Annotated in this window: 11 protein-coding genes; 3 read left to right on the top strand and 8 right to left on the bottom strand. The window is 58.0% G+C overall.

The features are described 5' to 3' along the window. Window positions 1–9: 9 nt before the first annotated feature. The 8 genes from ALO80_RS00250 to ALO80_RS00215 all read right to left on the bottom strand — a co-directional run bounded on the left by ALO80_RS00250 (window position 10) and on the right by ALO80_RS00215 (window position 12,267). Window positions 10–1,020 carry an ABC transporter permease subunit gene (locus ALO80_RS00250; protein WP_054988548.1) on the bottom strand — a complete coding sequence of 337 codons (1,011 nt, stop codon included), beginning with the start codon at window positions 1,018–1,020 and terminating at the stop codon, window positions 10–12. 74 nt (window positions 1,021–1,094) lie between these two features. Next, on the bottom strand, window positions 1,095–2,690 hold the full coding sequence (locus ALO80_RS00245; RefSeq protein ID WP_055007493.1) for an ABC transporter substrate-binding protein: 1,596 nt from the start codon (window positions 2,688–2,690) through the stop codon (window positions 1,095–1,097). Between the two features lie 82 nt (window positions 2,691–2,772). Next, window positions 2,773–4,152, bottom strand: a complete 1,380-nt coding sequence (locus ALO80_RS00240) for an OprD family porin (RefSeq protein ID WP_055007492.1) — start codon at window positions 4,150–4,152, stop codon at window positions 2,773–2,775. Between the two features lie 157 nt (window positions 4,153–4,309). Next, on the bottom strand, window positions 4,310–5,902 hold the full coding sequence (locus tag ALO80_RS00235; RefSeq protein WP_055007491.1) for an ABC transporter substrate-binding protein: 1,593 nt from the start codon (window positions 5,900–5,902) through the stop codon (window positions 4,310–4,312). A 326-nt stretch (window positions 5,903–6,228) separates the two neighbouring features. Next, a complete protein-coding gene (locus ALO80_RS00230; protein WP_054988551.1) occupies window positions 6,229–7,851 on the bottom strand; it encodes an ABC transporter substrate-binding protein in 1,623 nt (540 codons plus the stop codon). Between the two features lie 269 nt (window positions 7,852–8,120). Next, the gene (locus tag ALO80_RS00225; RefSeq protein WP_055007490.1) at window positions 8,121–9,722 is read right to left on the bottom strand and encodes an ABC transporter substrate-binding protein; all 1,602 of its coding nucleotides are present in this window, start codon (window positions 9,720–9,722) and stop codon (window positions 8,121–8,123) included. Between the two features lie 96 nt (window positions 9,723–9,818). Then, complete coding sequence (locus ALO80_RS00220) at window positions 9,819–11,345, bottom strand: HET-C-related protein (protein ID WP_055007489.1); 1,527 nt, start codon at window positions 11,343–11,345, stop codon at window positions 9,819–9,821. A 208-nt stretch (window positions 11,346–11,553) separates the two neighbouring features. Beyond that, a complete protein-coding gene (locus ALO80_RS00215; protein WP_055007488.1) occupies window positions 11,554–12,267 on the bottom strand; it encodes an SIMPL domain-containing protein in 714 nt (237 codons plus the stop codon). 192 nt (window positions 12,268–12,459) lie between these two features. Here ALO80_RS00215 and ALO80_RS00210 point away from each other — a divergent pair, with 192 nt between their 5' ends. From ALO80_RS00210 to ALO80_RS00200, 3 genes are all read left to right on the top strand, one after another. Next, window positions 12,460–13,719 carry an ATP-binding protein gene (locus tag ALO80_RS00210; protein ID WP_054988555.1) on the top strand — a complete coding sequence of 420 codons (1,260 nt, stop codon included), beginning with the start codon at window positions 12,460–12,462 and terminating at the stop codon, window positions 13,717–13,719. Further along, a complete protein-coding gene (locus tag ALO80_RS00205) occupies window positions 13,716–14,279 on the top strand; it encodes a response regulator transcription factor (protein WP_003395104.1) in 564 nt (187 codons plus the stop codon). Before ALO80_RS00210 ends, ALO80_RS00205 begins: the two co-directional genes overlap by 4 nt. 89 nt (window positions 14,280–14,368) lie before the next feature. Further along, entirely contained in the window at window positions 14,369–16,102 is a 1,734-nt protein-coding gene (locus ALO80_RS00200; protein WP_055007487.1) for an ABC transporter ATP-binding protein/permease, read from the top strand. Window positions 16,103–16,159: the final 57 nt, after the last annotated feature.

The following is a 16,159-nucleotide window of genomic DNA, read 5'->3' as shown; positions in this document are numbered from 1 at the left end:
TCGATGATCTCAGCGCTGGTGACGGATGCGTGGGTTGGCAAAGCCGTAGAGGATGTCCACCACGAAGTTGACCAGGATCACCAGACAGGCGATCAGCAGAATGCCGTTTTGCACGACCGGGTAGTCCCGGGCGCCAATGGCTTCGATCAGCCACTTGCCGATACCGGGCCAGGAGAAGATCGTTTCGGTCAGTACCGCACCGGCCAGCAATGTACCGATTTGCAGGCCAAACACGGTCAGTACCGGAATCAGCGCGTTGCGCAGGCCGTGAACGAATACCACGCGAGCAGGCGACAGGCCTTTGGCTCTGGCGGTACGTACATAGTCTTCCCGCAGTACTTCGAGCATCGACGAGCGGGTCATCCGGGCGATTACCGCCAGCGGGATGGTGCCCAGCACGATGGCCGGAAGGATCAGGTGGTGCAAGGCATCGAGAAACGCACCTTGTTCATCACTGAGCAGGGTGTCGATCAGCATGAAACCCGTGACTGGCGGAATGTCATACAGCAGGTCGATCCGCCCGGAGACTGGCGTCCAGCCCAGCGATACCGAGAAAAACATGATAAGGATCAGGCCCCACCAGAAGATGGGCATGGAGTAGCCCGCCAGGGAGACCCCCATGACCCCATGGTCGAACAGGGACCCTCGCTTGAGTGCTGCGATCACCCCGGCCAGCAGCCCGAGGATGCCCGCGAAGATCAGCGCTGCCAGCGACAACTCCAGAGTTGCCGGGAACAGCGAAGTGAATTCGGTCCAGACACTGGTGCGCGTGCGCAACGATTCACCGAGGTCGCCCTGGGCGAGCTTGCCGATATAATCGATGTACTGGGCATACAGCGGTTTGTTCAGGCCAAGACGTTCCATGGCCTGAGCGTGCATTTCCGGATCGACCCGGCGCTCACCCATCATGACTTCGACCGGGTCGCCCGGAATCAGACGAATCAGGGCGAAGGTCAATAAGGTGATGCCGAAGAAAGTGGGTATCAGCAACCCCACTCGGCGGGCGATAAAACTAAACATCTTGGTGTGTACCTCATCAGCCGGTTAGGCGTGCTCCGGCGAGTCTCGGGTTATGAGCTCGCCGGATTATTTTTCTACTTCACCTGGGTAGTGGCGAAGTTGTTGGTTGTGAGCGGGCTGATTTGATAGCCCTCCACGTTTTTACGCATGGCCGTGAACATTCTGGTGTGAGCCATGCTGATCCACGGCTGATCCTTGTTGAATATCGCCTGGGCCTGTTCATAGAGCGCGGCTCGCTCCTGCGGGTTCACTGTTTCACGCGCCTGATCGATCAGCTTCTGGAAATCGGCGTTGCACCAGCGGGCGTAGTTCTCGCCGTTTTTTGCCGCTTCGCAGCTAAGCATCGGGGTCAGGAAGTTGTCAGGGTCGCCATTGTCGCCTGCCCAGCCGGCAGACACCATGTCATGTTCGCCATTCTTGGCACGTTTGAGCATTTCGCCCCATTCCATCACACGAATGTCGATCTTGATGCCGACCTTGGCCAGATCGGATTGCATCATTTGCGCACCGAGCATCGGGTTGGGATTGGTCGGGCCGCCGCCATTGCGGGTGAACAGGGTAAACGTAGTGCCTTCCGGCACACCCGCTTCTTTCAGCAAGGCGCGTGCCTTTTCGAGGTCAACCGGCGGATTCTTCAGGCTGTTGTTGTAACCCAACAGGGTCGGCGGATACGGGTTGACCGCTACCAGAGCGTTGCCCTTGCCGAACACTGCGTTGACATAAGCGTTCTTGTCGAACGTCATGTCAATGGCTTTGCGGACCCGCACATCGCTCAGGTACTTGTGCGTGGTGTTGATCGCAATATAGCCGGTGGTCATGGCCTCCATTTCATCGATTTTCAGATTCGGGTCTTTCTTGATGCTCGGCACGTCGTCCGGCTTCGGGTACAGCGCGATCTGACATTCGTTGGCCTTGAGTTTCTGCAGGCGCACGTTGTTGTCCGTGGCAATGGCCAGAATCAATGCTTCGGCAGGCGGCTTGCCTCGGAAGTACTCAGGATTGGCCTTGAAGCGTACCTGCGCATCCTTGGCGTAGCGCTGGAAGATAAACGGGCCGGTGCCGATCGGCTTGCTGTTGAGGTCGTTGGTCTTGTCGGCTTTCAGCAGTTGATCGGCATATTCGGCCGGGTAGATCGAAGCGAAGGCCATCGCGATGTCAGCCAGAAATGGCGCTTCACGGCGGGTCAGGGTGAACTTGACGGTGTAGTCGTCAGTTTTCTCGACGCTTTTCAGCAGCTCTTTGAAGCCCATGCTTTCAAAGTAAGGGAAGCCGACGCTCGACTTGTCATGCCACGGGTGTTTCGGGTCCAGCTGACGCTGAAAACTCCAGAGCACATCGTCGGCGTTCATGTCGCGGGTCGGTTTGAAGTAATCAGTGGTGTGGAACTTGACGCCTTTGCGCAGGTGGAAGGTGTAAGTCAGGCCGTCGTCGCTGATTTCCCAGGAGTCAGCCAGTGCAGGAATCACTTCCGTGGTGCCGGGTTTGAAATCGGCCAGTCGGTTGAACACGGTTTCAGCTACGGCATCGGCCGTCACTGCTGTCGTGTATTGCACCATATCGAAGCCTTCAGGGCTGGCTTCGGTGCAAACCACCAGCGGTTTTGCCGAAACATTGACGGCGACGCTGAGCAGGGCCAGGGCGATCGAATTGCGTAGCGATAACAGTTTCATTGTGAACCCTCCATAGAGTTGACGCCGATGGTGATGTTCGGTCGCAAGGCTATTGCCTTGCGACCGAACGGTTTTCAGCGAATCAAAGAATGTTGAACGGAATGGTGGTCACCAGACGGAATTCGTTGATGTTGCCATCAGCCTGATTCTCGCTGGCGCGATGCGTGGTGTAAGTGGCGCGGATGGCTGTTGCCTTGAGCGGGCCGGACTGCACAGAGTACGACGAACCGATGCCGTATTCGTAGTGGGTTTCGCCATCCATTGCCAGTACGTCGGTGTAGCCGGTGCCTCTGTAATGCGTACCGTCGATGTCCCAGCCACGTGCCTGGTAGATATTGAACTTCAGGCCCGGCACGCCGTATTCAGCCATGTTCAGCACATAGGCGATCTGCAGCGACTTCTCGTTCGGTCCGTTGAAGTCCGAAAGCAGGGAGTTGGCCAGAAAGATCGCGTTGGTATCGTGGGCGTAGTCGAAGTACTCGTTACCGTTAACTTCCTGGTAGGCAAGGCTGATGCTGTGAGCGTTGTGGGTACCCGTGAAGGAAAGGCTGTAGGTATCGTTGTCGATAGCACCCAGCTTGCTCTGGCCTGCATCCTTGGTTTTGTAGTAGTTCAGGTTGGTGCTGAGGGCGAAGACCTTGCTGTCACCCAGTTCGTGGGTGAAACCGAAGTAGTACTGGTGCCAGAAGTCTTCCAGGTTGGACGCGTAGAAGCTGGCGATCAGGCTGTCGGTCGGTTTGTAGTCGCCGCCAAACATGTCCAGACGGTCGGCTGTCTGGCTGCGGTCACCGTATTCGGAGCGGAATTTGTCCAGGCTCTGTTCCATACGTGGCGAGACGCGGTCAAAGCTGCCGGCCTGCAGAGACAGGTTGTTGAACTCGTCACTCTGTACCGCAAAACCCTGGAAGCTGGAGGGCAGTGCGCGGTTGCCGATGAAGGCGATGACCGGGGTATTCACCGACTGGCGACCCATGGTCAGGACGGTATTGGAAACCCGCGCCTTGACGTTGCCCAGGCCCATTTTGCTCCACTGACCGACGGCATCGCCGTCACTGTGAGCAAGGGTCCGGTTGGAGTTGCCTGCGAAGTCATCGGTGTCACGGTCCAGCGCAATCGCGTTGTACAGCGCCAGCTCGGTGGAGAAACCTACAACGCCCTGCGTGTAGCCAGAGGTGTAGTTGACGATGGTGCCCTGCTGCCAGTTGATACGACGCGAGGTCTGCTCGGCAACGCCGTTGTCGTTGTAGCGGAATACCTCGCCACGACGTTTTAGTTCGTTGGCATACCAGTTGCGGGTGGTCCCGGTCAGGTGCTGGTCCTCAAAAAAGCCGTTGGCGTCGGCCTGTGCATTCTTGGTGCTCAGCTCGGTCGGTATGAATGTCTGGCTGGCGGGTTCTGCCTGAACCAACGCGCCGAACGACGAGAGAGATAAGGCCAATAATGCAGTGCTGGTTGTTTTCACGATGTGCAGCTCCCTTTATCACTTTTATAGTTGCCAGTTCTTTAAGGTCTGGCTTTTGGTGGTGCAGGGTTTGCGGCCCTGCGTTGTTATAGGTATCGACGCGCAAGTGCTGGCTCTCGCCGTGAATCGGGACGGCGAGGGCGTGCGGAGTTTCTGATCAGTCGGCGATGCTGACGCCTGAAAAGTTGTTGCGACCGAACGGGCTGACGTGGAAGTCCCGGACCTCGGCGCGCAACGGCTGATTGACCGTCGAGTGGGCAATCGGGGTGATCGGAACCTGTTCCTTGAGGTAGCGTTGCGCCTGTTTGTAGAGGTCGGTGCGCTGAGTGCGGTCAGTGACAGCGACAGCGGCCTTGACCAACTGGTCGTATTTTTCGTCGCACCACATCGAATAGTTGTTACCGCCAATGGCGGCGCAGCTGTACAGCGTGCCGAGCCAGTTGTCCGGGTCCCCATTGTCGCCCGTCCAGCCGATCAGCGAGATATCGTGCTCGCCGTTCTTGGTGCGCTTGAGGTATTCGCCCCATTCGTAACTGACGATCCTCACCTTGATGCCGACCTTGGCCCAGTCGGCCTGTAGCATCTCGGCCATCAGTTTGGCGTTGGGGTTATAGGGGCGCTGGACCGGCATGGCCCAGAGGGTCAGTTCGGTGCCTTCCTTGACGCCCGCCGCGCGCAGCAGGGTTTTGGCTTTTTCCGGGTCGTAGGGCGCGTCCTTGATGCTGTCATCGTAGGACCACTGGGTCGGCGGCATGGCATTAACGGCCAGCTGCCCCGCACCCTGATAAACCGCATTGATGATCGCCTTCTTGTTGACGGCCATGTCCAGCGCCTGACGCACTTCCAGCTTGCCTAGCGGCTCATGGCGTACGTTGTAGGAGATGTAACCGAGGTTGAAACCCGGTTTCTCGATGATCTGCAGGCTTTTATCTTCCTTGAGGCCGGCGAGGTCCGCCGGGCGCGGGTTGACCGACACCTGGCACTCGTTGGCCTTGAGTTTTTGCATGCGCGCGGAGGCATCAGTCACGATTGCGAAGATCAACTGGTCGATCTTCACCCGACTCGGGTCCCAGAACTCCTTGTTGCCCTTGTAGCGGACCTGCGAGTCCTTTTGATAGCGCTGGAACACGAATGGCCCTGTACCGATAGGCTGCTGGTTGATGTCGCGCACGTCACCCTTGGCCATCAGTTGTTCGGCGTACTCGGCGGACAGAATGCCGGCAAAGTTCATCGCGATGTTCTGGATGAACGCCGCATCGACCGTATTGAGAGTGAACACCACGGTCAGCGGGTCGGTCTTTTCGATGGACTTGATCTTCTTGTTCAGACCCATGCTGGTGAAGTACGGAAACTCGGTCGGGTAGGCTTTGCGAAACGGATGGTCGGGGTTGAGCATGCGGTTGAAGGTGAACAGCACGTCGTCGGCATTGAAATCACGGCTGGGTTTGAAGTTCTTGTTGCTGTGAAACTTCACGCCTTCGCGCAGATGAAACGTGTAGACCAGACCGTCTTGCGAGACATCCCATGAAGTCGCCAGGCCCGGAACCACGGAGGTATCGCCTTGCTTGAATTCGGTCAGGCGATTGTAGATCGGCTCTGATGCATCATTGTCAGTGGAAGAGGTGTATTGCGCACCGTCGAAGCCAGCCGGGCTTGCTTCGGAGCAGAACACCAGGTTGCTTGCCGCCTGGGCAAACGGGGCCAGTGCAAAGAGCCCCAGGCACGACGTCATCGCAAGAGTTTTACGCATGATGATCCCTATCCTCAAAGGACGAGCCGAGGCTCGAATGTCTAACTGGCCTGAAAGCGTTGATCCCTACGTATCCGAACGGTATGCCCGGTATGCCTGAATGCGAAGGCCACTAAGCGGCCAGCGTTCTGCCGATTGCCGCAATCTTTTGACGTTAAATCGCCAAGATCGCGCGGTATATAGGCTCGCAGGCAGCAAAGTGCGTAGGAAATATCTTAGTGATGGTCGAGGAGTGCCGATGACGACACTTTTCACCCAACCCGCTCGGGGCTCATATTCAAGTAGAGCAGGAAGCTGCGCCGGGTGAGCGGCGCAGCACGCCGCTGTTACTTCACGCTCACACCGTAAAAGGAGTTCAAGCCAAACGGGCTGATCTTGAAGTCCTGTACGCTGGTGCGCATGGGTTGATAGACAGTCGAGTGCGCGATAGGGGTCATCGGCACTGCGTCTTTCAGGAGGTGTTGCGCCTGTTTGTACAGTTCGGTGCGCTTGGCCTGGTCAGATGTTTCCTTGGCCTGATGGATCAGCGTGTCGAACGGCTTGTCGCACCATTTGGCAAAGTTGTTGCCATTCAGTGCGTCGCAGCCGAACAGGGTGCCGAGCCAGTTGTCCGGGTCACCGTTGTCGCCGCTCCAGCCAATCAGCATGGCACCGTTCTCGCCATTCTTGGCACGCTTGATGTACTCGCCCCATTCGTAGCTGACGATCTTGGCGTTGATACCGATCTTCTTCCAGTCGGACTGGAGCATTTCGGCCATCAATTTGGCGTTGGGGTTGTAAGGACGCTGAACCGGCATCGCCCACAGGGTGATTTCGGTGCCTTCCTTGATACCGGCTTCCTTGAGCAGTTCGCGAGCTTTCTCGGGATCGTACTTGGTGTCCTTGATGGTGGTGTCATAGGACCACTGGGTCGGCGGCATGGCGTTGACGGCCAATTGACCTGCACCCTGATAAACCGAGTCGATGATCTGCTGCTTGTTGACCGCCATGTCCAGCGCCTGACGTACTTTCAACTGGGCCAGCGGATTCGGGCGGTCTTCACCCTTGATCTTGTCCATCACGTTGTAGGCGATGTAGCCCAGGTTGAAGCCAGCCTGGTCAGGCATCTTCAGATTCTTGTCGGCCTTGAGCGGTTCAAGGTCGGCAGGGCGCGGGTAAGCGGTGATCTGGCATTCGTTTTTCTTGAGCTTCTGCATGCGCACCGACGCGTCGGTGGTGATGGCGAAGATCAGGTTATCGACCTTGACGTCCTCAGGCTTCCAGTAATCCTTGTTGCCGGTGTAACGGATATTGGAGTCTTTCTGGTAGCTCTTGAACACGAACGGGCCGGTGCCGATCGGCTGCTGGTTGATCAGTTCCGGTTTGCCTTCCTTGAGCAGCTTGGCGGCATATTCAGCGGACTGGATCGATGCGAAGCTCATGGCCATGTTCTGGATGAACGCGGCGTCGACTTTGCCAAGTACGAATTTGACGGTGTGGTCGTCGATCTTTTCGATTTTGGTGATGTTGGTGTCCATCGCCATATCGGTGAAGTACGGGAATTCGGTCGGATACGCTTTGCGGTAAGGCATGTCCTTGTCGATCATGCGATTGAACGTGAACAACACGTCATCGGCATTGAATTCACGGGTGGGCTTGAAGTAGGACGTTGTGTGGAACTTGACGCCTTCACGGAGGTGGAAGGTATACGTCAGGCCGTCTTCGGAGATGTCCCACTTGGTTGCCAGGCCCGGCACAACGGCGGTGCCGCCGCGTTCGAACTGGCTCAAGCGGTTGAAAATAGTTTCTGCTGAGGCGTCGAAGTCAGTACCTGTGGTGTATTGACCTGGATCGAAGCCGGCAGGGCTGCCCTCGGAGCAGAACACCAGATTCGAAGCCGCGTGAGCGAAAGGAGCACTGGCGAGCAGGCTGGCGCCGACCAGGAACGGAATGACCGCGTGTTTGAGCATGGTTGCCTCAGTTGTTGTCATTTTTGAGTAGAGGAACGACCTCGTGAGCCGATCCGTCCGATACTTATGCAGGGGCCATACCCAAAGCAAGACGGTGACGCCAAAGAAGCGACAAAGAGTGGCACGATCGTACAGGAATGTCGCGAAAGTGTAATTTTCTACACAGTTGATCGTTTGCGCGAGGTTTTTTGAATGGTTTGGCGCACCGTTAAAGCGCAACCGGGTGAGAAAAATGCACCCGGTTGGGGCTGTAGGCTGTTACCGGCTCATCACTCGCTCAGGCTTACGCCGTAAAAGGGTGTCAGGCCGAAGGGGCTGATCCTGAAATCCTGAACTTCCTGACGCATCGGCTGAAACACCTTCGAGTTGGCAATGGGGGTAATCGGCACCTGCTGCTTGAGAATGTGCTGGGCCTGCTGATAGAGCTTGATGCGTTCGTCACGGTTGCTGGTCAGTTTGGCTTGCTGCACCAGCTTGTCGTAGGCCGGATCGCACCATTTAGCGTAGTTGCTGCCTTTGACGGCTGCACAGCTATACAGCACACCGAGCCAGTTGTCGGGGTCGCCATTGTCACCGGTCCAGCCATAGATCATCGCGTCATGCTCGCCTGCCTTGGCGCGCTTGATGTATTCGCCCCACTCATAGCTGACGATGTTGGCCTTGATGCCGATTTTTTTCCAGTCGGACTGGATCATCTGTGCCGACATACGCGCGTTGGGGTTCGACGCCCGCTGGACGGTCATGGCCCACAGGTCGATTTTCGTACCTGGCGCTACGCCCGCTTCCTTGAGCAACTGTCTGGCCTTGGTCAGGTCGTGAGGGGCGTCCTTGATTGTCGGGTCGTAGCTCCACTGACCCGGCGGCAGGGCATTTTCGGCCAGTTGGCCGGCACTCTGGTAAACCGCTTTGATAATCGCCGGTTTGTCGATGGCCATGTCCAGCGCCTGACGGACCTTGAGCTGGTCCAGCGGCGCATGGGTAACGTTGTAGGCGAGGAACCCGAGGTTGAAGCCCGGCTGGCTGAGGACCTTCAGCTTCGGGTCCTTCTTCATTTCTTCGATATCCTGCGGACGCGGGTAGCCGCTGACCTGGCATTCGCCAGCCTTGAGCTTCTGCATGCGCACGGCAGCATCGCTGCTGATCGAGAAGATCAGATTGTCGATCTTCACGTCCTCCGGCTTCCAGTAGTCGGTATTGCCGACGTAACGGATCTGCGAGTCTTTCTGGTAACGCTTGAAGATGAACGGGCCAGTGCCGATCGGCTTCTGGTTCAATTCCTCGGCCTTGCCTTCCTTGAGCAACTGATCAGCGTACTCGGCAGACTGGATGGAGGCAAAGCTCATGGCCAGGTTCTGCACGAACGCAGCGTCGATGTTGTTCAGTGTGAACCTGACGGTTTGCGCATCGACTTTTTCGACGCTCTTGATCGTGGTGTTCAGGCCCATGTCGGTAAAGTACGGCGACTCCGACGGGTAGGCCTTGCGGAACGGGTGGTTGGCGTCGAGCAGACGGTTGAACGTGAACAGCACGTCATCGGCATTGAACGTACGGGTCGGGGTGAAATAGTCCGTCGTGTGGAACTTCACGCCTTCGCGCAGATGGAACGTGTAGGTCAGACCATCCTGCGAAACGTCCCAACTGGTGGCCAGGCCCGGTTCCACTTCCGTGCCGCCCCGCTTGAACTGGGTCAGACGGTTGAAGACGGTTTCGGCCGAGGCATCGAAGTCGGTGCCGCTGGTGTATTGGCTGGGGTCAAAACCGGCCGGGCTGGCTTCCGAGCAATACACCAGGGTGCTGGCCGCCTGGGCCAGTGGTGCGCAGGCCAGCAGCGCGGTGGTCAACAGCAGCGGTTTGAAGAGTGTGTGTCCCATGGATCCCTCGCGTGGTACGGCAGTAACCGTGCTTGAAAGTCGACAGTCAGGTAGACAACGGATAGTGCCGTACTTGGTCAGGGTGGGACAATACGCTTACTTGCCGGTAATCCTTGCCCACAAGTCTGCCAACGAGACACTTTCGAAAAATATGTCCAGAAAGTCACTGCCTTCAAGGCTGAAACGCTGCAGATCCTTTTTTGTGCTGTGCTGCAATTGGTTCTGAAACTGGTCCAGCTCGCTCTTGAGCGCCGCACGCTCGACCTGCTCAGGGTTGGCCTCGGCCCATTGACGGACAATCGTGTCCTGCCAGTCGCGGTCCATCGGGTGAGCAAAGAACGTCGCGGCGATGTGGGCCGGATCTTCTGCGCTTCCCTTGCCGTGCCACTGTTCCAGAACGGCCCGACCCACCTGCAGGACTGCCTCTCTGGCGAGCATTGCGGCGAGCGCATGAAGAGGGTGTTGTGCATGATCCTTGGCCAGTTGCGAATGTGACGGGTCAGTCGAGCCACTGGTGTTTGGATCTTCGTCGAACAGGGTTTGCAGGTCGTCGACGCTGTTGCCGAGCCACACGGCAAGGCTCTGCATGACGATACCGAAAGCGTTACCAAGCAATCGCCCCGGCGTACCGATGAATGCATAGAAATGCTCTACCTGTTCGGAGAACGGCTGACTGGCCCATTGGTCGCGCGCTTCAAGGAAGGTCTCGTAACCTGAAAGCAATCGCTCATCGGGGTGCTCGCCGAGGATGATCTGCATAATCTGGTCGCGCTCGTAACGTTCTCCAGCCTTGAATGCTTCGAACGGCTTTTCGTCTGTCGAAAAAAGAATCCTGCCTAGCGGCTCTGAGAGGCTGGCGATGATATCGCTGCCGCCGAACGTACCGGTCACCAGTGGCAGCCGGTGCTTGCAGTCTGCTTCGGACGTCCAGGGCAGAACGCGGCTATGGCCGAGCTTGATCAGGCTCAGTTCGGCGAAATTGGAGTGGGCGAAGAAGTCCTCCAGGGTATGCAGCGCCGCACCCATGTCACGCAGGCCATCAGTGGATTCGGGGCCTTTGTTCACCGCTGACTGCAGACCTGCAGCCATGATCCCGACCGAGCGCTGAATGTAGCGTTTCATCGACGTGTCATGGTCTACCTGTAAAGCCGGGTCGTCGGGTAGCACCCAGTTATCAAAGTCGGCGTCTCGCTGTTTCGGGTTGTCTGGTTTGGGGGCAACGGTTTTAGGATTGTCGATGTGTTCAGCGGGACGGTAGACACCCAGCCGCTCTGGCGTTACGACGAAGCGCGCACGGTCTGTTTTCATCAGGTCGGTGAATTCCTTCACAGCCAGCACGTCAACCAGGCGGGTCAAGGCGTCGCGGGAAAGCAGGTCGGGGAAGCTTTTCGGCATGCTCGTCGCCCTGACTATCTTTGGATCGAGCAGTTGCGAATAGTCGCGCAGCCAGTTGCCATAATAGATCGCGCGGATTTCGTCAGGTCTGAAACCGGCCGATTCGAGAACAGTCTCGATAGCACCGTGGGTCTGTCTGTGTTCGTCGCCGTTCCCGGCTTCAAATTTCAAAGGGGCAGCGAGCGGTTCGCTGTTGTTCTTGCGCTGATTGGCGAAGGTGGGATTCATCCTTGATTCCTTGGTAATAAAGACGGGCTGGCCGCGGTTCTGAGCCACTGCGACTTTGTTCAACGGGGGGGGGGACAAGTTTCGCGGGGCGCCAGGCTGCCGACAATCAGGCGAAGCCTCGGCGAAGGTAGGAGATTGCCGGAGCGAAGGGGGATCAAGGATTGGACAGGGTGGAAAATGGCGGCAGTCGAAACTGCCGCCCTGCGAATCAAGGAATCGCGACTTCAATCACGCCATCGGCGGCGACGCTCACCTGGCTGGTGCCCGCTTCGACATCAGGTGTCGGCGCGGCGTCTTCACGCGAGGACTTGGCCATCATCATCACCGGTGCGCGCAGATAAGGCTGCGGGTAGCCTGAGGTGTTCAGGTTCAGGTTGACCAGCTTGTAACTCGTGCCACCCAGCGCCTCGGTAACCAGTTGCGCGCGGGCCTTGAACGCGGTTACGGCGTCCTTGAGCAACGTGTCTTCACTGGCTTTGCGGGTCGAGGGCGAAATGGAGAAGTCCATGCCGCCCATCTTCAGATCTGTCAGCAGTTCGCCGGTCAGCCTGGACAGGACGGCAAAGTCGGCACTTTCCAGACGCAGTTCGGCGCGCTCACGCCAGCCGGTGATTTTCTGACCTTTATCGTCGTAGACCGGATAGCTGCTGCGACTGCCCTGACGAATCTTCACATCCTTGACCTGCCGCGCCTGGCCCAGCGCCTTGTTCAGGGTTTCAGTGACCTGCGCCGCCAGTTTGGCCGGATCGCTGTCCTGCGCTTCGGTGTACAACGTGACGAGCATCAGGTCGCGCTGGACCTCCTGATTGACCTCGGCACGCAATGAAATCTGGTTGTAGCGGGCTTCTTCAGCCATGACCGGCAGGCTGGACAGTGCAGCGGCCAGCGCGACGAATGTGGCAGCAGGGCGAAGATTGAACATGGGAGCTCCTTGTTATAAAACGGCCTTCGACAAGTGTCGGACGGCGCAAAGATTTCAGACTGTAGCGGTTTGGCCCGGTTCCTGCGATGACGGACTGTTCCGGTGTGCGGTGCGTTGACGCACTTTTCCAGTTTTGCCTCTCGCTTGGTTATACTTGCTGCGATCCGCCTGGAGCACTCATCAGGAGAGCTCATGCTCGCCCCCGTTCAAATGCTTTCAGCCACACGTCAAAACCTGTGGCGCCTGACATTCATCCGCATTCTGGTACTGGCCGCGCAAGCGGGCTCGGTAGGGATGGCCTGGCTGTTCGATTTTCTGCCGCTGCCGTGGCTGCAACTGTCGATCACCCTGGGCTGTTCGCTGGTGCTGTGCGGGCTGACCGTCATCCGTCTGCGCACGTCTTTGCCGCTCACCGAACTCGAGTATGCGCTGCAACTGGCGCTGGATCTGCTGATCCACAGTGCTTTGCTGTATTACTCGGGCGGCTCGGCCAACCCGTTCGTTTCTTATTATCTGGTGCCGCTGACCATTGCCGCCGCCACGCTGCCGTGGCGTTACTCACTGATCTTGTCCGGCTTCGCGCTGACCATGTACACCTTGCTGATGGTGCGCTCGTATCCGCTGGAAACCGACTCCATTGCCCGGGAAAACATGCAGGTCTACGGCATGTGGCTGAGCTTTGCGCTGGCTGCGGCAGTCATTACCTTCTTTGCCGCGAAGATGGCCGAAGAGCTGCGTCGTCAGGAGCAACTGCGTGCCGAGCGTCGCGAAGAGGGCTTGCGTGATCAGCAATTGCTCGCCGTTGCGACCCAGGCCGCCGGTGCCGCCCACGAACTGGGTACACCGCTGGCAACCATGAGTGTGCTGCTCAAGGAAATGCGCCAGGATCACAGTGACCCGGCATTGCAGGACGACCTGTCGGTGCTGCAGGAACAGGTCAAGCAGTGCAAACAGACCCTTCAGCAACTGGTCAGGGCGGCAGAGGCCAATCGGCGCATGGCCGTGGAGCATCAGACTGCCACGCGCTGGCTGGACGAATCCCTCAACCGCTGGCATTTGATGCGTCCGGAAGTGAGCTATCGCTTCTACCAGTTGGGCAAGGGCGAGGTGCCCATGCTGGCTCCACCTCCGGACCTGACCCAGGCGCTGCTCAATCTGCTCAATAATGCTGCCGACGCCTGTCCCGATGGCCTTGAAGTCAACCTGAACTGGGACAGCACAGAAGTCTGGATCAGTATTCGCGACCACGGCGCAGGTGTGCCGCTGGCAATCGCCGAGCAGATAGGCAAACCGTTCTTTACTACCAAGGGCAAGGGCTTCGGCTTGGGTCTGTTCCTGAGCAAGGCCAGCGTTACCCGTGCGGGTGGTTCGGTAAAGCTCTACAGTCATGAAGAAGGCGGTACGCTCACCGAGTTGCGCCTGCCCCGAGACACGCGAGGAGAAGAAGCATGAGTGACGATGACATCCAGGTTGAAGGCGAAGAACTGCCGCACCTGTTGCTGGTCGATGACGACGCGACGTTCACCCGTGTAATGGCGAGGGCCATGAGCCGTCGCGGTTTTCGCGTGAGCACCGCCGGCTCTGCCGAAGAAGGCCTGGCGCTGGCGCAACAGGACATTCCTGAATACGCCGCGCTTGACCTGAAAATGGACGGCGACTCAGGGTTGGTGCTGTTGCCCAAGCTGCTGGAAATGGACCCGGACATGCGCGTGGTGATCCTTACCGGTTATTCGAGCATTGCCACCGCAGTCGAAGCCATCAAGCGTGGCGCGTGCAACTACCTGTGCAAACCGGCCGATGCCGATGATGTGCTGGCGGCGCTGCTGTCCGAGCACGCCAACCTCGACACGCTGGTCCCCGAGAACCCGATGTCGGTGGATCGCTTGCAGTGGGAGCACATCCAGCGTGTGCTGACCGAGCATGAGGGCAACATTTCCGCTACCGCGCGGGCGCTGGGCATGCATCGCCGGACCTTGCAGCGCAAGTTGCAGAAGCGCCCCGTGCGGCGTTGATGAAGGTTTTTTCATAGTGGTCGTGTAGGCGTTTTTTTGCTTCATTGTGCTCAGGCATCGTACTTTCAAAGAGAGCGAGCCTGACCCACATGAACCGCAATGCTGAATATTCTGCCGTCAACGATACTGTGAAAGGGGCGTTTTTACGCCGCGTCTGGAAGCTGATAACGCCGTATTGGCGCAGTGAAGAAAAGGTCATCGCCTGGCTGTTGCTGGTTTCGGTGATCGCGCTGTCGCTGTTCAGCGTGCAGGTGTCGGTGTTCTTCAACAGCTGGTACCGAGATTTTTACAACGCCCTGCAGAACAAGGATCTCGCTGCGTTCACCCACCTGATCCTGTATTTCAGCGGCATCGCGGCGATTGCCATTCTGGCGGCGGTCTATCGCCTGTACCTGACCCAACTGCTGACCATCCGCTGGCGTCGCTGGCTGACCGAGCAGCACTTTGCCCGCTGGCTCTCTGACAAGAATTACTACCACCTGGAGCAGGGCGGTTATACCGATAACCCGGACCAGCGTCTGTCCGAAGACCTCAACGAGTTCACTACCAGCACCCTCAGCCTGGGGCTCGGTCTGATGAGTTCGGTCGTCAGCCTGGTATCGTTTTCGGTCATTCTCTGGGGCGTGTCGGGCAGTATCGAGCTGTTCGGGATCACGGTCCCCGGTTATATGTTCTGGGCGGCCATGCTTTATGCAGTGGCAGGCAGCCTGTTGACTCACTGGATCGGCAAGCGGCTGATCCCGCTGAACAACCAGCAGGAACGTTTTGAGGCGGACCTGCGTTTTGCCTTGGTGCGCGTGCGCGAGAACGCAGAGAGCATTGCCTTGTCCGAGGGCGAGCGCAATGAAAACCAGCGCCTCAGTGGACGCTTCATGATGATCTGGAATAATTTCCGGGCCTCGATGAAAGTCCAGAAGCGACTGACCTTCTTCACTTCGGGCTATTCGCAGATTGCCCTGATCTTTCCCTTCATCGTGGCTGCGCCACGGTATTTCGCCGGCAAGATCGAGTTGGGTGATCTGATGCAGATCAATTCGGCATTCGGCAATGTGCAGGAGAACTTCAGCTGGTTCATCAGCGCCTACAGCACGCTGGCGTCCTGGCGTGCCACGTGTGACCGTCTGTTGAGTTTCCGTCAGGCCATGACCGATCGTGAGGCGCTGCAACCTGCCATCGAAAGGTTTCACGCCGACGACACGCTGGATCTGCGTAATCTGGGCCTGAGCATTGCCGGAGGACGTCAATTGTTGAGCAATGCCAGTCTGCATATCGACCGGGGAGAGCGGGTGATGCTGAGCGGTCGCTCGGGCAGTGGCAAAAGCTCGTTGCTGAGAGCCCTGGGCGGTCTCTGGTCACATGGCTCGGGTCAGATCCGACTGCCCGGCGGGACGGCGCTGTTCCTGCCGCAACGGCCTTACTTGCCCATCGGCACCTTGCGTGAAGCAATGAGTTACCCACAGCCTGCGCAGCATTACCCGGCAGAGCGCTTTGCAGAGGTACTGAATCAGTGCCGTCTGGAACATCTGATACAGCGACTGGATGAAAGCAATCACTGGCAACGCTTCCTGTCGCCCGGTGAGCAGCAGCGGGTAGCGTTTGCTCGCGCCTTGCTGATCGCGCCGAGCTGGCTGTATATGGACGAAGCCACGTCGGCCATGGACGAAGATGACGAGGCGGCAATGCACCGTGCAATCATCGACGGGCTGCTAGGTCTGACGCTGGTCAGTATCGGGCACCGCAGCAGCCTCAAACGCTTTCATGGCCGGCATGTGCGTGTCGAGGGCGGAAAACTGATCGAGCAACCGGCATCTGCAGCGATTTAAGGTTGCCGCTGTAGAGTGGGGTGGCGCTTTTGAGGGTGTGATCATACAACCGCTGAG

It is taken from the genome of Pseudomonas caricapapayae (assembly GCF_001400735.1).
Taxonomy (GTDB): domain Bacteria; phylum Pseudomonadota; class Gammaproteobacteria; order Pseudomonadales; family Pseudomonadaceae; genus Aquipseudomonas; species Aquipseudomonas caricapapayae.
The sequence above is the reverse complement of the archived record's forward strand: the minus strand, read 5'-3'. Positions and strand labels throughout refer to the sequence as shown.

Excerpts from the sequence above, each read along its gene's own strand:
- ALO80_RS00250 (WP_054988548.1), bottom strand. The coding sequence starts at position 1,020 with ATGTTTAGTTTTATCGCCCGCCGAGTGGGGTTGCTGATACCCACTTTC.
- ALO80_RS00245 (WP_055007493.1), bottom strand. The coding sequence starts at position 2,690 with ATGAAACTGTTATCGCTACGCAATTCGATCGCCCTGGCCCTGCTCAGC.
- ALO80_RS00235 (WP_055007491.1), bottom strand. The coding sequence starts at position 5,902 with ATGCGTAAAACTCTTGCGATGACGTCGTGCCTGGGGCTCTTTGCACTG.
- ALO80_RS00230 (WP_054988551.1), bottom strand. The coding sequence starts at position 7,851 with ATGCTCAAACACGCGGTCATTCCGTTCCTGGTCGGCGCCAGCCTGCTC.
- ALO80_RS00225 (WP_055007490.1), bottom strand. The coding sequence starts at position 9,722 with ATGGGACACACACTCTTCAAACCGCTGCTGTTGACCACCGCGCTGCTG.
- ALO80_RS00220 (WP_055007489.1), bottom strand. The coding sequence starts at position 11,345 with ATGAATCCCACCTTCGCCAATCAGCGCAAGAACAACAGCGAACCGCTC.
- ALO80_RS00215 (WP_055007488.1), bottom strand. The coding sequence starts at position 12,267 with ATGTTCAATCTTCGCCCTGCTGCCACATTCGTCGCGCTGGCCGCTGCA.
- ALO80_RS00210 (WP_054988555.1), top strand. The coding sequence starts at position 12,460 with ATGCTCGCCCCCGTTCAAATGCTTTCAGCCACACGTCAAAACCTGTGG.
- ALO80_RS00205 (WP_003395104.1), top strand. The coding sequence starts at position 13,716 with ATGAGTGACGATGACATCCAGGTTGAAGGCGAAGAACTGCCGCACCTG.
- ALO80_RS00200 (WP_055007487.1), top strand. The coding sequence starts at position 14,369 with ATGAACCGCAATGCTGAATATTCTGCCGTCAACGATACTGTGAAAGGG.